Source organism: Pseudarthrobacter chlorophenolicus, assembly GCF_000962805.1.
GTDB lineage: Bacteria > Actinomycetota > Actinomycetes > Actinomycetales > Micrococcaceae > Arthrobacter > Arthrobacter chlorophenolicus_A.
This window is the reverse complement of sequence record NZ_JZTW01000010.1, coordinates 136,563-155,907: the sequence shown is the minus strand read 5'-3', so window position 1 is coordinate 155,907 and position 19,345 is coordinate 136,563. Positions and strand designations below refer to the sequence as shown.

17 protein-coding genes are annotated in these 19,345 nt (G+C 66.7%); 13 read left to right on the top strand and 4 right to left on the bottom strand.

Going from position 1 to position 19,345, the window contains the following annotated elements; genetic code table 11:
• Positions 1 to 247: 247 nt before the first annotated feature.
• From pyrR to UC32_RS11970, 13 genes are all read left to right on the top strand, one after another.
• Positions 248 to 835: a bifunctional pyr operon transcriptional regulator/uracil phosphoribosyltransferase PyrR gene (gene pyrR, locus UC32_RS12030; RefSeq protein ID WP_045731441.1), complete on the top strand. Its 588-nt coding sequence runs from the start codon at positions 248 to 250 to the stop codon at positions 833 to 835.
• On the top strand, positions 832 to 1,860 hold the full coding sequence (locus tag UC32_RS12025; protein ID WP_045731440.1) for an aspartate carbamoyltransferase catalytic subunit: 1,029 nt from the start codon (positions 832 to 834) through the stop codon (positions 1,858 to 1,860). Before pyrR ends, UC32_RS12025 begins: the two co-directional genes overlap by 4 nt.
• Positions 1,860 to 3,209 carry a dihydroorotase gene (locus UC32_RS12020; RefSeq protein WP_045731439.1) on the top strand — a complete coding sequence of 450 codons (1,350 nt, stop codon included), beginning with the start codon at positions 1,860 to 1,862 and terminating at the stop codon, positions 3,207 to 3,209. Before UC32_RS12025 ends, UC32_RS12020 begins: the two co-directional genes overlap by 1 nt.
• A complete protein-coding gene (locus UC32_RS12015; RefSeq protein WP_045731438.1) occupies positions 3,209 to 3,727 on the top strand; it encodes a PH-like domain-containing protein in 519 nt (172 codons plus the stop codon). The genes UC32_RS12020 and UC32_RS12015 overlap by 1 nt, the downstream gene beginning before the upstream one ends.
• Before the next feature lie 19 nt (positions 3,728 to 3,746).
• Positions 3,747 to 5,018 carry a glutamine-hydrolyzing carbamoyl-phosphate synthase small subunit gene (gene carA / locus UC32_RS12010; protein ID WP_200896378.1) on the top strand — a complete coding sequence of 424 codons (1,272 nt, stop codon included), beginning with the start codon at positions 3,747 to 3,749 and terminating at the stop codon, positions 5,016 to 5,018.
• Positions 5,018 to 8,347 carry a carbamoyl-phosphate synthase large subunit gene (gene carB, locus UC32_RS12005; RefSeq protein ID WP_045731436.1) on the top strand — a complete coding sequence of 1,110 codons (3,330 nt, stop codon included), beginning with the start codon at positions 5,018 to 5,020 and terminating at the stop codon, positions 8,345 to 8,347. Before carA ends, carB begins: the two co-directional genes overlap by 1 nt.
• Positions 8,340 to 9,212 (top strand): orotidine-5'-phosphate decarboxylase, encoded by an 873-nt coding sequence (pyrF, locus tag UC32_RS12000; protein ID WP_045731435.1) that lies wholly within the window; start codon positions 8,340 to 8,342, stop codon positions 9,210 to 9,212. Before carB ends, pyrF begins: the two co-directional genes overlap by 8 nt.
• Before the next feature lie 122 nt (positions 9,213 to 9,334).
• Entirely contained in the window at positions 9,335 to 9,652 is a 318-nt protein-coding gene (gene mihF / locus UC32_RS11995) for an integration host factor, actinobacterial type (protein ID WP_015937189.1), read from the top strand.
• A 52-nt stretch (positions 9,653 to 9,704) separates the two neighbouring features.
• Positions 9,705 to 10,298 (top strand): guanylate kinase, encoded by a 594-nt coding sequence (gene gmk / locus UC32_RS11990; protein WP_045731434.1) that lies wholly within the window; start codon positions 9,705 to 9,707, stop codon positions 10,296 to 10,298.
• A 15-nt stretch (positions 10,299 to 10,313) separates the two neighbouring features.
• On the top strand, positions 10,314 to 10,574 hold the full coding sequence (rpoZ, locus tag UC32_RS11985; RefSeq protein ID WP_003800778.1) for a DNA-directed RNA polymerase subunit omega: 261 nt from the start codon (positions 10,314 to 10,316) through the stop codon (positions 10,572 to 10,574).
• 36 nt (positions 10,575 to 10,610) lie between these two features.
• Positions 10,611 to 11,858, top strand: coding sequence for a bifunctional phosphopantothenoylcysteine decarboxylase/phosphopantothenate--cysteine ligase CoaBC (coaBC, locus tag UC32_RS11980; protein ID WP_045731433.1), 1,248 nt, complete (start codon positions 10,611 to 10,613; stop codon positions 11,856 to 11,858).
• 87 nt (positions 11,859 to 11,945) lie between these two features.
• Positions 11,946 to 13,181, top strand: a complete 1,236-nt coding sequence (metK, locus tag UC32_RS11975; protein WP_045731432.1) for a methionine adenosyltransferase — start codon at positions 11,946 to 11,948, stop codon at positions 13,179 to 13,181.
• A gap of 106 nt (positions 13,182 to 13,287) precedes the next feature.
• Positions 13,288 to 15,414 (top strand): primosomal protein N', encoded by a 2,127-nt coding sequence (locus tag UC32_RS11970; protein ID WP_045731431.1) that lies wholly within the window; start codon positions 13,288 to 13,290, stop codon positions 15,412 to 15,414.
• 27 nt (positions 15,415 to 15,441) lie between these two features.
• Here the strand turns inward: UC32_RS11970 and UC32_RS11965 are convergent, their stop codons facing one another.
• From UC32_RS11965 to UC32_RS11950, 4 genes are read right to left on the bottom strand one after another with little or no spacing between them, the layout of a single operon-like run.
• A complete protein-coding gene (locus tag UC32_RS11965; protein ID WP_045731430.1) occupies positions 15,442 to 16,518 on the bottom strand; it encodes a glycosyltransferase family 4 protein in 1,077 nt (358 codons plus the stop codon).
• The gene (locus UC32_RS11960) at positions 16,515 to 17,441 is read right to left on the bottom strand and encodes an alpha/beta fold hydrolase (protein ID WP_045731429.1); all 927 of its coding nucleotides are present in this window, start codon (positions 17,439 to 17,441) and stop codon (positions 16,515 to 16,517) included. The genes UC32_RS11965 and UC32_RS11960 overlap by 4 nt, the downstream gene beginning before the upstream one ends.
• 8 nt (positions 17,442 to 17,449) lie before the next feature.
• Positions 17,450 to 18,325 carry an aldo/keto reductase gene (locus tag UC32_RS11955; protein ID WP_045731428.1) on the bottom strand — a complete coding sequence of 292 codons (876 nt, stop codon included), beginning with the start codon at positions 18,323 to 18,325 and terminating at the stop codon, positions 17,450 to 17,452.
• Positions 18,326 to 18,335: 10 nt separating this feature from the next.
• Entirely contained in the window at positions 18,336 to 19,310 is a 975-nt protein-coding gene (locus tag UC32_RS11950) for a sugar-binding transcriptional regulator (RefSeq protein WP_045731454.1), read from the bottom strand.
• Positions 19,311 to 19,345 lie beyond the last annotated feature (35 nt).

Sequence of the window (19,345 nt, the reverse complement as noted above, 5' to 3'; positions counted from 1 at the left end):
ACAACAACCACCGGCCCCACAGCAGCCTCGGAGGCAAACCACCCACCAGCAGGTGCAAACAACCTACTGACTGAGTACACCTAGGTGGCGGCGTGGTCCGCTCCAAGGACCGCGTACACGCCGCGTTTCAATGTGACGATCAACGCGTTGATCGGGCGCCGCCGGGCGGCGGCCCTATGGTAATTTTGAAACGCACATGATCCTTTTTTAATTCCGTCCTGTGAGGCGGGGAAAGGGGAGACGAGCGTTGACATCTGTCACCAGCGCACCGGTTCCAGCCAGGGTAGTACTCAACCAGGCTGACATAGACCGTGCCCTCACTCGTATCGCCCACGAGATCCTCGAAGCCAACAAGGGATCCCGGGACCTGGTCCTGTTGGGCATTCCCCGCCGCGGTTATCCGCTGGCAGTCCGGCTGGCGGAGAAGATCGCCGCCGCAGACAACACCGTTGACGCCACCGCCATAGTGGGCCAACTGGACGTCACCATGTTCCGGGATGACCTCTCGCACCAGGGAACACGGCCGCCGCACCCCACCAAACTGCCCCGTACCGGCATCGACAACAAAGTCGTGGTCCTGATAGACGACGTCCTGTACTCCGGACGGACCATCCGCGCAGCACTGGACGCCCTCGTGGACCTCGGCCGCCCGCGCATTGTCCGCCTCGCCGTCCTGATCGACCGCGGCCACCGCGAGTTGCCCATCCGCGCCGACCACGTAGGCAAGAACCTGCCTACGTCCTCGGTCGAAAAGGTCCGGGTCCGGCTCGAAGAAACGGACACCCCCGCCGGCGGAGCCCCCGTCAATGAAGTCGTGATTGAAGGCGGACTGTGAAGCACCTGCTCTCCACCAAGGACCTCAGCCTGCACAACGCCATCCGCATCCTCGACACCGCCGAGGAGATGTCGGCAGTCGGCGACCGCGAAGTGAAGAAGCTTCCCGCCCTCCGCGGCCGCACAGTGGTGAACCTCTTCTTCGAAGACTCCACCCGCACCAGGATCTCCTTTGAAGCGGCGGCCAAGCGGTTGTCCGCGGACGTCATCAACTTCGCGGCCAAGGGATCATCGGTCTCCAAGGGTGAATCCCTCAAGGACACCGCCCAGACGCTGTCCGCGATGGGGGCGGACGCCGTCGTCATCCGCCACTGGGCCTCCGGTGCACCGCACCGGCTCGCCGCGACCGACTGGATCGACGCCGGCGTGATCAACGCCGGTGACGGCACCCATGAACACCCCACGCAGGCGCTGCTGGACGCCTTCACCATGCGGCGGCACTGGGCGAAACTGTCGGGTACCCCTTCCGAAGGCGCCGACCTGAAGGGAATGCGCGTGGCGATCGCCGGCGACGTCCTGCACTCCCGGGTGGCCCGCTCCAATGTCTGGCTCCTGCGCACGCTGGGTGCGGAGGTCACGCTGGTGGCGCCCCCCACGCTGCTGCCCATCGGCGTCGAAAAGTGGCCCTGCGCCGTCAGCTACGACCTCGACGAAACTCTCGCCCGGGGCGTGGACGCCGTCATGATGCTCCGCGTCCAGGGCGAACGCATGAACGCGTCGTTCTTCCCCAGCACCCGTGAGTACTCACGCCGCTGGGGCTTCGATGACAACCGCCTGCGGGCCCTCGACAGCCTGGGCATGAAGGACACCATCATCATGCACCCGGGCCCCATGAACCGGGGGCTTGAGATCAGCGCAGCTGCAGCAGATTCACCCCGATCCACCGTCCTCGCGCAGGTCCGCAACGGTGTTTCCGTGCGCATGGCTGCGCTCTATTTGCTGCTCTCCGGGGACACCCGGGAAACAGCCGCAACCCCGGTCCTGGCTACCGCCGGAACCGCCCATTCCACCAAGGAGAGCATCTGATGGCCGGCAACACCGGAACGTACTTGATCCAAGGCGCCTCCATCCTGGGCGGCGAGCCGGCCGACCTGCTGATCCGCGACGGCATCATCGCCGAAATCGGCACCGGCCTCTCGCCGGAGGGACAGGACGGTGACGTCACAGTCATCGACGCCGCTGGCCTGGTGGCGTTGCCCGGCATGGTGGATGTCCACACCCACCTCCGTGAGCCCGGCCGGGAGGACGCAGAAACCGTTGAGACCGGAACCCGTGCAGCTGCCCTCGGCGGTTATACGGCCGTCCACGCCATGGCCAACAGCACTCCGGTTGCCGATACCGCCGGTGTGGTTGAGCAGGTATACACCCTGGGACGCGCCGCAGGCTGGGTTGACGTCCGCCCGGTAGGCGCCGTCACGGTGGGCCTTGCGGGGGAGCAGCTTGCAGAACTGGGTGCCATGGCCGATTCCCGGGCACGGGTCAGGATGTTCTCCGACGACGGCATCTGCGTCCACGACCCCGTACTGATGCGCCGGGCGCTGGAGTACGTCAAAGCGTTCGACGGCGTGGTGGCCCAGCACGCGCAGGAACCGCGCCTCACCGCCGGGGCACAGATGAACGAGGGCGAGGTGTCCGCCGTCCTGGGCCTGACCGGGTGGCCTGCCGTTGCCGAGGAAAGCATCATCGCCCGGGACGTCCTGCTCGCCCAGCATGTTGGCTCCCGGCTGCACGTCTGCCATGTGTCCACCGCCGGTTCAGTGGAAATCATCCGCTGGGCCAAGGAACGCGGTATCAACGTCACGGCCGAGGTCACCCCACACCACCTGCTGCTGACCGACGACCTGGTCCGCAGCTACGACCCCGTCTTCAAGGTCAACCCGCCACTGCGCACCGATGCCGACGTCCAGGCATTGCGCGCAGGGCTGGCAGACGGCACCATCGACGTTGTGGGAACCGACCATGCGCCGCACCCCAGCGAGCACAAAGAATGCGAATGGGCGCAGGCGGCCATGGGCATGACCGGCCTGGAAACCGCGCTCTCAGTGGTCCAGCACACCATGATCGAAACCGGCCTGATGACCTGGGCCGACTTTGCCCGCGTAACCTCCGCGGCCGCCGCGCAGATCGGCCGGCTTGAAGACCAGGGCCGTCCACTCGAAGCCGGCGAACCGGCAAACATCCTCCTGGTGGACCCTGCCGCCCGCTGGACCGTGGACCCGTTCCGGATGGCCACCATGGGCCGGAACTCACCGTTCAAGGGCCGCGAACTGCCGGGCAAGGTGGTGGCCACGTTCTTCAAGGGCCACCCCACGGTCCTGGACGGCGAACTCAACACCCCCTACCCGCACGCCGCAGTCGAGGCAGGCGCCGCCTGATGGAAAAAATCCTTCCGGGACTGGCGATGCTGGCGATCATCGCCGTCGTCTTTGTCCTCCTCGGCATTGGCTGGCGCAACCGCCTGAAGCGCCAGTCCGACGTCGGGCCCCTGCCCCAGGCGCCCGCGGAACCGGGCGAGCCGTCCGCCGAAGCCGAGGGACAGTACGTCGCCACCACCACCGGCGGCGACTGGCTTGACCGGGTGGCCGTCCACAGCCTCGGCATCCGCACCAACGCAACCCTGGCCGTGTACCCGGGCGGCGTGCTGTTCGACCGAGCCGGTGCCCCCGCCCTCTACATCCCCGCCGCGTCGCTCACGGGCGTGCGGCAGGAAAGCGGGATGGCCGGCAAGTTCGTGGAGAAGGACGGCCTGCTCGTCCTGACCTGGCTGCACGGCCACCACGAACTGGACACCGGCTTCCGGACCCGCCGCGCGGCGGACAAGGACACCCTGTACACGGCACTCCAGGAATTGATCTCTTCAGCCCCGGCGGCTGACGCCACCAGTGGAAAGTAAGACAGTGAAAGCGAATACAGTGACTTCAACCACCGCCACCCCGGCAGCCCCCGCTGCGCTCGTCCTCGAAGACGGACGCATCTTCCGCGGCACCAGCTACGGCGCCACCGGAACCGCCCTGGGCGAAGCCGTCTTCGCCACGGGCATGACCGGTTACCAGGAGACCATCACGGATCCCTCCTACGCCCGGCAGCTGGTGGTCCAGACCGCACCGCACATCGGCAACACCGGCGTCAACAGCGAAGACGCAGAATCGCGCCGCATCTGGGTGGCCGGCTACATCGTCCGCGACGCCGCCCGCCGTCCCTCCAACTGGCGCTCCGAGCGCTCCCTGGACGAAGAGCTCGTCGATCAGGGCATCGTCGGGATCCAAGGCGTGGACACCCGTGCCATCACCCGCCATCTCCGCGAACACAAGACCATGCGCGCCGGCATCTTCTCCGGCGACGCCGCACGGGCATCGGACAAGGAACTGGTGGAGGCTGTCCTCGCCAGCGCCCCCATGGAAGGCGCCCGCCTCGCCGAGGAAGTCAGCGTTGACGAAGCCTACGTGGTGGAACCCAAGGACCACGGCTGGGACGCCGAACCCCGGTTCAGCATCGCCGCCATCGACCTCGGCATCAAGGCCATGACCCCCGTCCGGTTCGCCGAGCGTGGAGTGCGAGTCCATGTCCTGCCCGCCACCGCCACACTGGCGGACGTCAAGGCGGTCAACCCGGACGGCTTCTTCATGTCCAACGGACCCGGCGACCCCGCCACCGCCGACGCCCAGGTCAAGCTGCTCCGCTCCGTCCTGGACGAGAAGCTGCCGTACTTCGGCATCTGCTTCGGCAACCAGATCCTGGGCCGCGCCCTCGGGTTCGGCACCTACAAGCTCCGCTACGGCCACCGCGGCATCAACCAGCCCGTCATGGACCGCCGCACCGGCAAGGTGGAAATCACCTCCCAGAACCACGGATTTGCCGTGGACGCACCGCTCGACGGCGCCACCCAGGCTCCGGAGGAGCGCTACGGCCGGGTGGAGGTCAGCCACGTCAGCCTGAACGACGACGTGGTGGAAGGCCTCGCCTGCCTCGACATTCCGGCTTTCTCGGTCCAGTACCACCCTGAGGCCGCGGCCGGTCCGCACGACGCCGCGTACCTGTTCGACCGCTTCATCGACCTGATGGAAGGCACGCGGGACGGAAAGACCGCCAACGAGTCCAAGGATCCCGTGGACTCCGCCCATAACCCTGTTGAAGGCTCCGCCGCGCCGAAAAACTCCGACACCAAGACTGAGGACAAGAAGTAATGCCGAAACGTACAGATCTCAAGAGCGTCCTCGTCATTGGTTCCGGCCCGATCGTCATCGGCCAGGCCGCCGAATTCGACTACTCCGGAACCCAGGCACTGCGTGTCCTGAAGGAGGAGGGCCTCCGAGTCATCCTTGTGAATTCCAACCCGGCCACCATCATGACCGACCCCGAGTTCGCGGACGCCACCTACATCGAGCCCATTACCCCAGAGGTGGTGGAGAAGATCATCGCCAAGGAACGCCCGGACGCTGTGCTGCCCACCCTGGGCGGGCAGACGGCGCTCAACACGGCCATCGCGCTGGACAAGAACGGTGTGCTCGAGAAGTACAACGTGGAACTGATCGGTGCCAACATCGCCGCCATTGAGCTCGGCGAGGACCGCGAAAAGTTCAAGGGCGTGGTGGAACGCTGCGGTGCCGAATCCGCCCGCAGCCACATCATCCACACCATGGACGAAGCCCTGGAAGCCGCCAAGGACCTTGGCTACCCGATGGTGGTCCGCCCCTCCTTCACCATGGGCGGCCTGGGCTCAGGCCTGGCGTACAACGAGGACGACCTGCGCCGCATCGTTGGCCAGGGCCTCCAGTACAGCCCCACCAGCGAGGTCCTGCTCGAGGAGAGCATCCTTGGCTGGAAGGAATACGAGCTCGAGATGATGCGGGACAAGAACGACAACGTGGTTGTCGTCTGCTCCATCGAGAACTTCGACCCCGTGGGCGTGCACACCGGCGACTCCATCACCGTGGCTCCTGCACTGACCCTGACCGACCGCGAGTACCAGAAGCTCCGTGACGTTTCCATCGCCGTGATCCGTGAAGTCGGCGTGGACACGGGCGGCTGCAACATCCAGTTCGCCATCGACCCGGCCACCGGGCGCGTGGTGGTCATCGAAATGAACCCCCGGGTGTCCCGTTCCTCGGCCCTGGCGTCGAAGGCCACCGGGTTCGCGATCGCCAAGATTGCCACCAAGCTCTCCCTGGGCTACACGCTGGACGAAATCCCCAACGACATCACCCAGAAGACCCCGGCGTCCTTCGAACCGACGCTCGACTACGTTGTGGTCAAGGTTCCCCGCTTCGCGTTCGAGAAGTTCCCGGCCGCGGACAACACCCTCACCACCACCATGAAGTCGGTGGGCGAAGCCATGGCCATGGGCCGTAACTTCACCGAAGCCCTGCAGAAGGCCCTCCGCTCCCTGGAGCAGAAGGGCTCGCAGCTGGACTTCAGCTCCGTCCCGGAGTACGAGGTTGCCGAGCTGATCGAGAAGGCCAAGCGTCCCACCACGGACCGGCTGTACCAGGTGCAGCGCGCCCTGCTGGGCGGCGCCACCGTTGAGCAGCTTTTCGAGGCCACCAAGATCGATCCCTGGTTCCTGGACCAGCTCGAACTCCTCAACGAGGTTTCCCGGGAGATCCGCCAGGCCGGTGCCCTCACCACGGAGATGCTGCAGCGCGCCAAGCGCCACGGCTTCTCAGACGAGCAGATCGGTGCCCTCACGCACAACTCCGAGGCCGTGGTCCGCGGTGTCCGCCAGGCACTGGGCATCCGCCCCGTCTACAAGACCGTTGACACCTGCGCCGCCGAGTTCGCCGCGTACACGCCGTACCACTACTCGGCCTACGACGAGGAGGACGAGGTTGCGCTGCACTCCAAGCCGTCCATCCTGATCCTCGGCTCGGGCCCCAACCGCATCGGCCAGGGCATCGAGTTCGACTACTCCTGCGTCCACGCGTCCATGGCACTGCGCAAGGCCGGCTACGAGACCGTGATGGTCAACTGCAACCCGGAAACCGTCTCCACGGACTACGACGTGTCCACCCGCCTGTACTTCGAGCCGCTGACGCTTGAAGACGTGCTGGAGGTCATCGCGGCCGAGGAGCGCACCGGCGGCGTCATGGGCGTTTTCGTGCAGCTCGGCGGACAGACCCCGCTGAAGCTGGCCCAGCAGCTGGCCGACGCCGGCGTGCCCATCCTCGGCACCTCCCCGGAGGCCATCGACCTCGCCGAACACCGCGGCGCCTTCTCCCGCGTCCTGGACAAGGCCGGCCTGGTATCCCCGAAGAACGGCACCGCCGTATCCTTCGAGGACGCCAAAAAGATCGCCGACGAAATTGGCTACCCCGTGCTGGTCCGTCCGTCCTACGTCCTCGGTGGCCGGGGCATGGAGATCGTCTACGACGAGCCCAACCTGTCCCGCTACATCGCCAACGCCACCGAGATCACCCCGGACCACCCGGTCCTGATCGACCGGTTCCTCGAAGACGCCGTCGAAATTGACGTCGACGCCCTCTTCGACGGCACCGACATGTACCTGGGCGGCATCATGGAGCACATCGAGGAAGCCGGCATCCACTCCGGCGACTCCGCCTGCGTCCTGCCGCCGATCACCCTGGGGAGCAACGTCGTCGAACGCGTCCGTACCGCCACCCGCGCCATCGCCGAGGGCGTAGGCGTCCGCGGCCTGATCAACATCCAGTTCGCGCTGGCCTCCGACGTCCTGTACGTCCTCGAAGCCAACCCGCGGGCCTCCCGCACCGTGCCGTTCGTGTCCAAGGCAACGGGCGTGCAGATGGCGAAGGCGGCCGCCCTGATCGGGACCGGCGTCACCATCAACCAGCTCCGCACCGCCTACAAGATGCTGCCCGAAACCGGTGACGGCTCCACCCTGCCCCTGGACGCGCCCGTGGCCGTCAAGGAAGCGGTGCTGCCGTTCAGCCGGTTCCGCACCCTCGAGGGCAAGGTAGTGGACTCGCTGCTTGGCCCGGAAATGCGCTCCACCGGTGAGGTCATGGGCATCGACAAGCACTTCGACACCGCCTTCGCCAAGAGCCAGGCTGGGGCCAACAACGCCCTGCCCACCGAGGGCAAGGTCTTTGTTTCCGTTGCCAACCGGGACAAGCGCTCCGTGATCATGGGCGTCAAGCGGCTCTCCGACCTCGGCTTCGAGATCGTCTCCACCGGCGGCACCGCCGATGTGCTGCGCCGCAACGGCATCGCCGCCACTCCCGTACGCAAGGTCGCCGAGGGCAGCAGCGCCGAGGGCGAAGGCACCATCGCCGACCTCGTGGTCGCCGGCGAGATCGACATGGTCTTCAACACGCCCTCAGGCGGAGAAGCCCGCAGCGACGGCTATGAGCTCCGCGCGGCCGCAACGTCGATCGGCATTCCCTGCATCACCACCGTGGCTGAGTTCAACGCAGCCGTACAGGCGATCGAGGCCATGCGGACGTACGAATGGTCCGTCACCAGCCTCCAGGAGCACGCCGCAGCCCTGGGCGAATCCCAGAAGGCCGCAGCCGCGAAGGCAGACCTGCAGCATGCCTGAGCAGGTACCAGCGCAAGCTGAAGCGCAGGGCCGGGAGTCGTTCGGCTCCCGGCTCGGCGCCGCCATGGCCTCCCGAGGCCCGCTGTGCGTGGGCATTGACCCGCACCCGGCACTGCTGAAGAGTTGGGGATTGGCCGACGACGTCGCGGGCCTGCGCCGCTTCTCGCTCACCGTAGTGGAGGCGGTGGCGTCGCTCGCTGCCGCGGTCAAGCCGCAGGTGGCACTCTTCGAACGCCACGGCTCGGCAGGCATGGCGGTGCTGGAGGAAGTCCTGGCTGAGTCGCGGGACCAGTCCGTCCTGACCATCGCCGACGCCAAGCGCGGCGACATCGGATCCACCATGGCCGCCTACGCGGACGCCTGGCTCCGCGACGAATCCCCGCTGGCAGCAGACTCTGTCACCCTCAGCCCCTACCTCGGCTTCGAGTCCCTGCGCCCTGCGCTGGACCTCGCAGCCGAGACCGGCCGCGGCGTGTTTGTCCTGGCCCTGACCTCCAACCCTGAGGGCGCATCCGTGCAGCACGTCGGGGGAGCGGACTCGGTGGCACGCCGGATCACGTCCGCCGCGGCCCGCGAGAACGCACGCTACCAGGGCAGCCTGGGCTCTGTGGGCCTGGTAGTGGGGGCCACCGTGGGCAGTGCCCTGGCGGACCTTGACCTGGACCTCGCCGCCGTCCGGGGCCCCATCCTGGCCCCCGGGCTGGGTGCGCAGGGTGCAACGCCGGCGGACCTGCGGGCCACCTTCGGGGATGCCTACCCGATGGTCCTGGGTACCTCAAGCCGGGACATCCTGGCTGCGGGACCGGAACCCCGGGGATTGCGGGACGCGGCGCAGCGGACCTTGGCCGGCCTGCGCCTGGGCTGAACCGGGAATAGTTCCCGGTTTGCGCCCATCCATTGCTTCATCCAGCACCAGAGGGTATTTTCAGGACAGGTCCAAGGGCGGCCGCCCTTGGATAAATTCCGCCGATTCCGGGGGTATGCGTCATGGTACTGCGACCGTTATCCGCGTCGGAACGGGCCGAGGCCCTGGGCAAGGCGGCGGCCGCACGTGCTGCCAGGGCTGCCGCCAAGGAAAGCCTCAAGAACGGCAAGCGGTCCGCAGCCGACATCATCGACTCGGCCGCCGCCGACGACGCCCTGGCGAGGATGCGGGTTTCCGAACTCCTTGAGGCGCTGCCGGGCATTGGCAAGGTGCGGGCAGCCGCCATTATGGAACAACTGGGCATTGCCGCGTCACGCCGCGTCCGGGGCCTCGGCGTCCACCAGCGGCGGGCGCTGGTAGATTTTATAGACGAACATTAGGGGTGGCCGGCGCCGGCCCACCCCATAACCCCAAACCTCGGCAAAGGAATACGTGAGCAAGAAACCCGGACTGACAGTCCTCGCAGGTCCGACAGCTGTTGGCAAAGGCACCGTATCCACCTATATCCGCGACAACTACCCCGAGGTCTGGCTCTCCGTCTCAGCCACCACCCGCGCCCCCCGGCCGGGTGAAGTGGACGGCGTCCACTACTTCTTCAAGTCGACGGAAGAGTTTGAACGGCTCATCGCGGAGGGCGAACTGCTCGAGTGGGCAGTAGTGCACGGCCAAAACACTTACGGCACATTGAAGAGCACCGTCAACGAGGCCATTGAGGAAGGACGTTCCGTCCTCCTGGAAATCGACCTCCAGGGTGCGCGCCAGGTTAAGGAAGCCGTCCCGGACGCCAAATTCGTGTTCCTGGCCCCGCCCACCTGGGACGAAATGGTCCGCCGGCTCGTGGGCCGCGGAACAGAAACCCCCGAAGAACAGCAGCGCCGGCTGGAAACCGCTAAACTGGAACTTGCTGCTGAACCGGAGTTCGACCACACCGTCATCAATGACGACGTCCGCCGGGCAGCGGACGAGCTTGTTTCACTCATGGGGCTGACCCCTCATGCACACCTGCAGGAACCGTCAGCCCGCTAGAATTTTGGAGAATTCGTGTCCACGAACCTTGAAGGCATCATCAACCCGCCGATCGACTCGCTGCTCGAAGCGGCCGACTCCAAGTACGGCCTGGTGATCTTCGGTGCCAAGCGCGCTCGTCAGATCAACGCCTACTATGCCCAGCTTCACGAGGGACTCTTCGAGTACGTCGGCCCCCTGGTAGACACCAAGCTGAACGAGAAGTCCCTCTCGATCGCCCTGCGCGAGATCAACGAGGGCAAGCTGGTATCCACACCGATCGAAGCCGCAGAGTAACAACCTGCCGCATGACGTGCTGCTGACGGAGGTCACGTGCGCATAGTCCTCGGAGTCGGGGGAGGGATAGCCGCCTACAAGGTGGCATCGCTCCTCCGGCTTTTTACTGAAGCCGGCCACCATGTCACGGTCATACCCACGGAGGCGGCAACCCGCTTCGTCGGGACCGCCACCTGGGAGGCGCTCTCCGGCAACCCCGTGAGCAACAGCGTCTTCGACGACGTCCACCAGGTCAACCACGTCCGGCTGGGCCACGAGGCTGACCTCGTGGTCATCGCCCCGGCCACGGCCGATCTCCTGGCCAAAGCGGCCACGGGCCAGGCGGGGGACCTCCTCACCAACACGCTGCTGATGGCGCACGGCCCCGTCCTCTTCGCTCCCGCCATGCATACCGAGATGTGGCAGCATCCGGCAACCCGCGCCAACGTGGAAACACTCCGCGGCCGCGGTGCGGCGGTACTGGAACCGGCTTCCGGCAGGCTCACGGGCTCGGATTCCGGGCCGGGACGGCTGCCCGAACCTGACGCCATCTTCGACGCCGCCATGGCCCTGGTTCACGGACAAACCGATTTCCAGCTTCCGCTGGCAGGCAAGACCGTCACCATCAGTGCCGGCGGAACCCGCGAACCACTGGACCCCGTCCGTTTCCTGGGCAACCGGTCCTCCGGCAAACAGGGCGTAGCCCTGGCCGTCGCCGCGCGGAACGCCGGCGCGACCGTCCGGCTGCTCGCAGCGCACATGGAAGTTCCGCCGCCCCCGGGCGTCGAGGTGGTTAACGTCGAAACTGCCTTGCAGTTGCGAGAGGCCGCGCTGGCTGCCGCCGCAGATTCCGACGTCGTCATCATGTCCGCCGCCGTGGCAGACTTCCGCCCCGCGGAAATCTCGGACACAAAAATCAAGAAACGCGACGACACCGCAGATCCCGTCATCACCCTGGTCCGCAACCCGGACATCCTGCAGGAGCTCGTGGAGCGCCGCAACCAGGGCGCCACCGGTCCTGCAGCGGACAGCCAGCTCATTGTGGGCTTTGCTGCCGAAACGGGTGACAAGCACGGGGATGTCCGCGCTTACGCTGAGGCCAAACTCCAGCGCAAAGGCTGCGACCTGCTGGTAGTCAACCATGTCGGCTCGGACAAGGTTTTCGGCAAGGACACCAATTCGGTGGTCATCCTGGCCCGTTCCGGCTCCGAACCTCAAGAGGCGTCCGGCACCAAGGCAGACGTTTCTGCGGCCATCATCAGCCGCATCGGCTTCGAACTGAACCAGGTGTCGCCCCGGGCCTGACGTGTTTAGTACCACGTTTGCTTAGTACCGTGACATCCCGCGACGTTTCCCGACGGGCGCGCGTGATCCAACCAGTAAGGTAGTTGAGTGACTTTACCGCTGCACCTTCACCAGACCTCCGGGGCTACGCCCTCGTCCCTTCGGCTCTTCACCTCGGAGTCCGTTACCGAAGGCCACCCGGACAAGATCTGCGACCAGATCAGTGACGCCATCCTGGACGCCCTCCTTGCGGCCGATCCGGAGTCCCGCGTAGCTGTGGAAACCATGGCCACCACCGGGCTGGTGCACGTCGCCGGCGAAGTCACCACCGACGCCTACGTGGAAATCCCGCAGATTGTCCGGGAGACCATCCTCGGCATCGGCTACGATTCGTCCGCCAACGGCTTCGACGGCGCACGCTGCGGTGTGTCGGTATCCATCGGGCAGCAGTCCAATGACATCGCCGGGGGAGTGTTCAATTCCCTCGAGGCCCGTGAAGGACGCCAGGAGGACGACTACGACCTCCAGGGTGCCGGCGACCAGGGCATCATGTTCGGCTACGCCAGCGACGAAACCCCGTCCTACATGCCCACACCCATCTGGCTGGCGCACCGCCTGTCCGAACGCCTCACCGAAGTCCGCAAATCCGGTGAGCTTGCCTACCTCCGCCCCGACGGCAAGACCCAGGTCACCGTGGGCTACGACCGGGACCGCCCCGTCTCCGTTGAAACCGTCGTGATCTCCAGCCAGCACGCCGAGGGCGCCAGCCTCGAACAGCTTCGCACCGACCTTGCCTCGGTGGTCATCAAGCCCGTCCTCGCGGCGGCCAACCTTGATGTGTCGCGTGCGGCCAACATCCTTAACCCCGCCGGCGAATTCGTCATCGGCGGCCCCGTGGGTGATGCCGGGCTGACCGGCCGCAAGATCATCGTCGACACCTACGGCGGCATGGCACGCCACGGCGGCGGCGCCTTCTCCGGCAAGGACCCGTCAAAGGTTGACCGTTCCGCTGCGTACGCCATGCGGTGGGTAGCCAAGAACGTCGTTGCCGCCGGACTGGCCAAGCGTGCCGAGATCCAGATCGCGTACGCGATCGGCCAGGCCCGTCCCGTAGGCACCTACGTTGAAACATTCGGCACCGAGACTGTCGACCCTGCGCAGATCAGTGCCGCCATCGCCGAGATCTTCGATCTCCGCCCGCGGGCCATCATCGACGCCCTGGACCTGAAGCGCCCCATCTACGCCAAAACGGCAGCTCACGGACACTTCGGCCGGGACGATCCCGACTTCACCTGGGAACGCCTTGACCGCGTTGACGACCTGAAGGCGTACTTCAACGCCTAGCGTCCAGGCTGCGGGGGACCGCGCCGCCGTGCACGGGCAGCGCGGATGTCGGTGCCCCGTGCTTGGCTGGCCTTTTCCGCCCGGGAGCTGAACGGAGGTAGCCGCCATGGCCAAGGACTCCGCACAGCCGGCCCTGGATCTTTCCGTCCAGGGCGGCGGGCCGGTCCAGCCCACCCTCCTGCGAGGCTTCCCTGCCAGTACCCAGCCCGTCGGCGTACCCCTGGCAGAACACCTGCCGGTGGCCCGGGTCCTGGTGGAATCCTCCCTGCCGCACCTTGACCGTCCCTTCGATTACGCCGTCCCCGCGGCCCTGGACGCCGAAGCCCAGCCCGGTGTCCGGGTCAAAGTGCCCTTCAACGGTCAACAGCTCAATGGTTTCCTGATGGACAGGATTTCCGTTTCCGACGCCGGCCACACGCTTGTGCCGCTGGCGAAGGTGGTCTCCCCGGTGCCTGTCCTCACTCCGGCCGTGGCAAAGCTCGCCAACGCCGTTGCCGCCCGGTATGCCGGAACGGTCAGCGACGTTCTTCGGCTCGCAGTCCCGCCACGCATGGCCAGGCTGGAAAAGGAGTACCTTTCCGGTTTCGAAGAAGAGGCATCCGTTCCGGCCGGCCGTGACGACGGGAACACCGCGTCGGGCGGAGCGTGGGCCGGCTACCGCAATGGTATGGCCTACCTCCGTCATCTCTCTGCCGGCGGATCCCCCCGCGCCGTCATCAACCCGCTTCAAGGCTATGGCCCGTCCGGCTGGCCTCAACTGCTGGCCGGGGCAGTCGCCGCCACGTACGCCGCCGGACGCGGTGCCGTAGTGGTGGTACCGGACTACCGCGACCTTGACCGGCTGGAGCAGGCGCTCTCGGCACTGGTTCCCGCGGAGGCGGTGGCCAGGCTTACCGCCGACGACGGGCCCACACCGCGGTACCGCAACTTCCTGCGGCTCCTGGCCGGCACGGCCCGGGTGGCTATCGGCACCAGGTCGGCCGCGTTCGCGCCAGTGGCCAACCTGGGCCTCGTGGCCTGCTGGGATGACGGTGACGATCTCCACATCGACCAGCGAGCGCCGTACGCCCATACCCGCGAGGTTCTGCTCCTGCGCGCCGAACAGGAGGGCTCGGCCTGCCTCCTTGCCGGCCACGCCCGGAGTACCGAGGTGCAGCGGCTGGTTGACGCCGGATGGGCCCTGCCCGTCGAACCGGACCGGCAGGCCATCAGGCGCACGGTGCCGCGGGTCCTCAATACCGCAGACAGCTTCGAACAGGAACGCGACCCCCTCGCCCGCATCGCACGCCTGCCCGGTGCCGCGTGGCGGGCCGCCAAGGAAGGGCTCGAACGGGGGCCCGTCCTGATCCAGGTGGCACGGGCAGGCTATGCGCCGTCACTGGTCTGCGACTCGTGCCGGGAACCTGCCCGGTGCGGCAACTGCCAGGGGCCGCTGGCCCTGGGCGGAAGCTCAGCCATACCCCAGTGCCGCTGGTGTTCGACGCCGGCGCCGGACTGGCGGTGCGTGCACTGCACGGGACGGCGGCTTCGCAAGGGCGCCACGGGCGTGCTGAGGACGGCGGAGGAACTGGGCCGCGCTTTTCCCGGCACAACGGTGGTGACATCCTCGGGCGATCACGTGAAGGCCGCAGTAGGCCCAGGCAAGGCCCTGGTGGTGGCCACGGTTGGGGCTGAGCCGGTGGCCGAAGGAGGTTTCGCAGCAGCACTGCTGCTGGACGGCGATTCGTTGCTGCGCCGCGAAACCCTGCGGGCCGGCGAAGACACCGTCCGGCGCTGGTTCAACGCTGCAGCCCTGGTGCGCCCCGCTTCCGAGGGCGGACTCGCCGTCATCACGGCCACCGACACGGCTGCGGTGGGTGCGCTGCTGCGCTGGGATCCGGCTGGCTACGCCCAGCGGGAATTGTCGCTGCGGGCAGAACTCCAGCTTCCACCCTCCGTCCGGATTGCGTCCGTTACAGGCCCGCGTGCCGCCGTCGAACACTTCACCGGGGCAGTCTCGGCAGACCTGGCCGGCTCCGGCATCCAGCTGCGCCTGGCAGGTCCTGCGCCGGTGCTGCCGGCCGGACCTCTGGCGCCCGGCCGCTCCGGCGAGGATGTCCGGACCCTGCTGTTCTTCGCCTACGGCCAGGCCGCCGTCGTGGTCCGCGTCCTGCGTACTACCCGTTCCGCGGTAGCTGCCAAGCGGGCCTTCGATCCCTTTCAGCTCCGCCTGGACGGCGTCGACGTCCTCTAGGGGAGCCGGCTCCGGGGCGGGAGGTTGTTACCGGCGCCGTTTCGCCACGATTTCCCCGGCCGTGTCCATCAGCTGGCGCGCTGATTCATCCCACGTGAATTCGTTGGCGCGGGCAACGGACAGCCGGGAGATCTCCTGCCAGTGCTCGTCATCCTGCAACCGGGCCACTGCCGCCGAGAACTGGGATGGCGAAGCGGGATCGACATAGGTGGCAGCGTCCCCGCCCACTTCCCGGAAAATCGGAATGTCGCTGGCAATCACCGGTGTCCCCAGGGCCATGGCTTCCACGAGCGGAAGGCCGTAGCCTTCGGCGCGGGACAGGCTGACCAAGGCCGTGGCCGTACGCAGGTATGAGTCGTACTCCGCGTCCGTTACCCCGTTGTGGAAGACCACGGAGGCTCCGGCCGGGACCAGCAGTTCCAGCTCTGCGCGCCTCTCGGGCGTGATCCGGCTCAGCAGGTGCAGGGTGTAGCCGGGCAGGCCGGCCATACCGGCCAGCATCGTTTCCACGTTCTTGTAGGGCATGAATGAGCCCATGTAGACGATGGTCTTTTCGGCTCCGTCGCCGGGGCTGCGCGGTTCCTGCGCAGGCTGGGGCGCGTTGCTGATGATCCGCACCGGACGCCGGGTCAGGCGGTACTTGGCGATCAGGGCTTCGGTGGTCCGGCTGATGGTGGCCACGGTGTCGGCCCGGTTGAGGAGCACCCGCTGGGGCCAGTAGGCCTTGTGGTAGAGCCGCCACAGCAGCCGCACCGGCGCGGGGAGGAAACCGGGCGGGGCGGGGTGTTCGTAGTAGATCAGGTCGTGCAGCGTCAGCACCAGCCCGTACTTGCGTCCCCAGGTTCCCATGGTCTGCATGGGACAGACCACCACATCGGCGTTGAGCGGATTCACCTTGCGCGCGACGAACAGTTCCAGCGGTGAGACGGGACTGTTGATGAGGGTGTAGGGAACGTCCGGAAGCAGGGCCAGTTGCCGCGTGTCCGATATCAGCATGCTGACGTCCGCGATCTTGGCCGTGGCCGCTATCAGGCTGGCGCCGTAGCGGCTGATGCCGTCGTGGTGGTCGGTGCGGGTAAATCGGGCGTCGATGACGATCTTCACGCGGGGTGGTCCTTTAGGAAGGTGCGGATATGGCGGGCGGCCGGTTCCGGTGTCTCGTAGTGGATGAGGTGTCCGACGCCGGGGATCACCTTGAGTTCCCCGTCAGGCAGGAGCGCCAGGAGTTTGTGCTGGTCCGGCAGGGTGGCAATCTCGTCTTTCTCCCCGGCGATCAGCAGCACGGGAAGGCTGAGGCCGGCGGCCACTTCACTGACGTGGTGGCTGACCGAGGCCGTGAAGGATTCCAGCAGGCTGTCCCTGTCCGCGAAGGAACTGAAGTAGGCGTGGTGCTGGCCGTGGATGAAGGCGCGGAGCTCCCTGTCCCCGGTCTTGGCCATGGTTTCACTCATGATCCGGACAATCAGCCGGTTGCGGAGCAGCGCTTGGCCGGCCCTGTTCGGGAGGCGGGCGGCGAGGCGGTAGTACAGGACGGCCAGCCTGGTCATGATTCCCTTGGGACCCTCCAGGGCCGGGGCGGCGATGGGGTTGACCAGGATGAGCGGGTTCACGGCCCCCGGGTGGCGGGCGGCGAAGTGCGAGGCGACGATGGATCCGAACGAATGCCCCAGCAGAACTGTGTCCGGCCCGAGGGACAGGGCCTTCATGAAGGCTGTAATGAACCGGGCGTACTGTTCCACCGAGTGGGCCCCGGACGGGAAGGCCGCGGAACTGCCGAAGCCGGGCAGGTCCGGCATGATGATCCTCATGTCGGGGAGCTGGTCTGCTACCCGCAGGAGTCCGTGGTGGTCACCGCGGAATCCGTGGATGACCAGGATGGTCCGTGTTCCGGGCTGCACCTGCACCGGCTCGTAGGTCCAATAGGCAACTGACGTGCCGTCGAGGTCAATCGTCGAAGAAGTGGTGCGGGCCGCCAGGTCCGCGCTGAAGACGCCGGGCGTGCCGGTGCCGGGGTGTGTTGTGTTCATGCGCGGTCCTAGTTGACGTTGTCCGGGTGGGAGCCTGTGCGGTGCCCGCGGTCCAGGCCTGCGAGCGCCGTCATGTCCCGCGGCGACAGCTCGAACCCGAAGACGTCAAGGTTCTCCCGGATGCGTGCCTCTGAGCTGGCTTTCGGGATAGCGGCGTGGCCCAGCTGCATGTGCCATCGGAGGATGACCTGCGCAGGGGTCCGCCGGTGCTCGGCAGCGCACGCCTGGATGACGGGGTCGGCCAGGACCTGGCCGCGCCCCAGGGGGCTCCATGCCTCGGTCAGGATGCCGAGTTCCGTGTGCTTGTGGCGGAGATCCTCCTGCTGGAGCCAGGGGTGGAGTTCGACCTGGTTGACGGCTGGCACCACTTCGGCGGTCTGCAGCAGCCGGTCCAGGTGGGCCGGCTGGAAGTTGCTGACGCCAATGGCCCGCACCCTGCCCTCCCGATAGAGCGTTTCGAGGGCGCGGTAGGTTTCCGGGAACAGGCCTTTGCGCGGGCACGGCCAGTGGATGAGGTACAGGTCCACGTAGTCCAGCCCCAGGTTGACCATGGAGTCGTCGAAGGCGCGCAGCGCGGCGTCGTAGCCATGGTGGTCGTTCCAGAGTTTCGTGGTGACGAAAATGTCTTCCCTGGAGATGCCCGGATAAAGTTCCCCGGATCCTCCGCTAATTCCCGTAGCGGGGGAGCCGAGCTGGGCGCTGAGGCCCCGTGCCACGCCGGTTTCGTTGCCGTACATGGCAGCTGTGTCAAAGTGGCGGTAGCCGGCGGCGAGCGCGGTCTGCACCAGCCCTGCGGCGTCGGCGGGTGGCACCTTGTAGAGCCCGAACCCGAGCTGGTTGATCAGCACGCCGTTGTTAAGGCTCAGCCGCGGTGAGGTTTTCATGGTTCCGACTCTACCCATTGCGTGGGGCCAGGCTTTCGAAATCCACCAGGCGGCGCGCGGTGGCCTCGTCCAGGATCAGGTCGGTGGCCAGGTTGGCTGCCAGGGCGCCGCGCAGTCCGTTGATCTTGGACACTCCGGAGACCACACAGATCCTTCGGCGGACCTGCCTGAGCTGGGCAAGGCCCGGCCCCGTGGAGCGTTCGTTCAGGATGATGCCGTCCGAGGAGCCGTCACTGCGGAAGAACACCGTAGCCACATCGCCCACAACGTCGGATGTCGCCAGGATGTTGAGGTCCGTTTCATCGAGGTAGCCGCCGGCGTATACATGGCTCGGGTAATCGGCATTCACGGAGCCGACGCCGAAGATGGCGATGCTCATCTTGGCCTGCAGTTCGAGGATGCGCTGCACGCTGCGCTCATTCCACATCGCTGTCTTGGTGGCGGCGTGGTCGAAGAAGGCGGGCACCGGAAACTGCTCCACCCGGGCACCGTAGGCGCTGCCGAACCTGCGCATGATGTCACTCGCATAGGTAATGCCGGTGGTGTGCATGTTGCCCGCGCCGTTCAGCTGCACGATGACGCTGTCGTGGGTGATCTTCCTGGTCAGGTGCCGGCTCACCGCGCTCAGGGTGGAGCCCCAGGCCACCCCGATAATGGCGTTGGAATCCACCAGCGGTCCGATGGTGCGCGCAGCCTGGATCGCCACGCGGTCAAGGGTTTCCGCCTCGTTCAGGGTCTCCAGCACGGGGACCACATGAACATCGACGTTGAAACGCCTGCGGATCATGCCCTCGAGCTCGGGGCCGGTATCGAGCGGGTTGCGGATCTGCACCTGCACCAGGCCGGAGTCTCGGGCAGCTGAGAGCAGCCGCGACACCGTGGAGCGGGACGTTCGGAGTTCGCGGGCTATCGCATCCATGGTGAGGTCCTGCAGGTAATACATTTGTGCAGCGCGGAGCGCGTCTGCATGCCGGGAGGGGGCCATTTCCGGTCCGATCTGCACATTTGTGCATAGTGCTT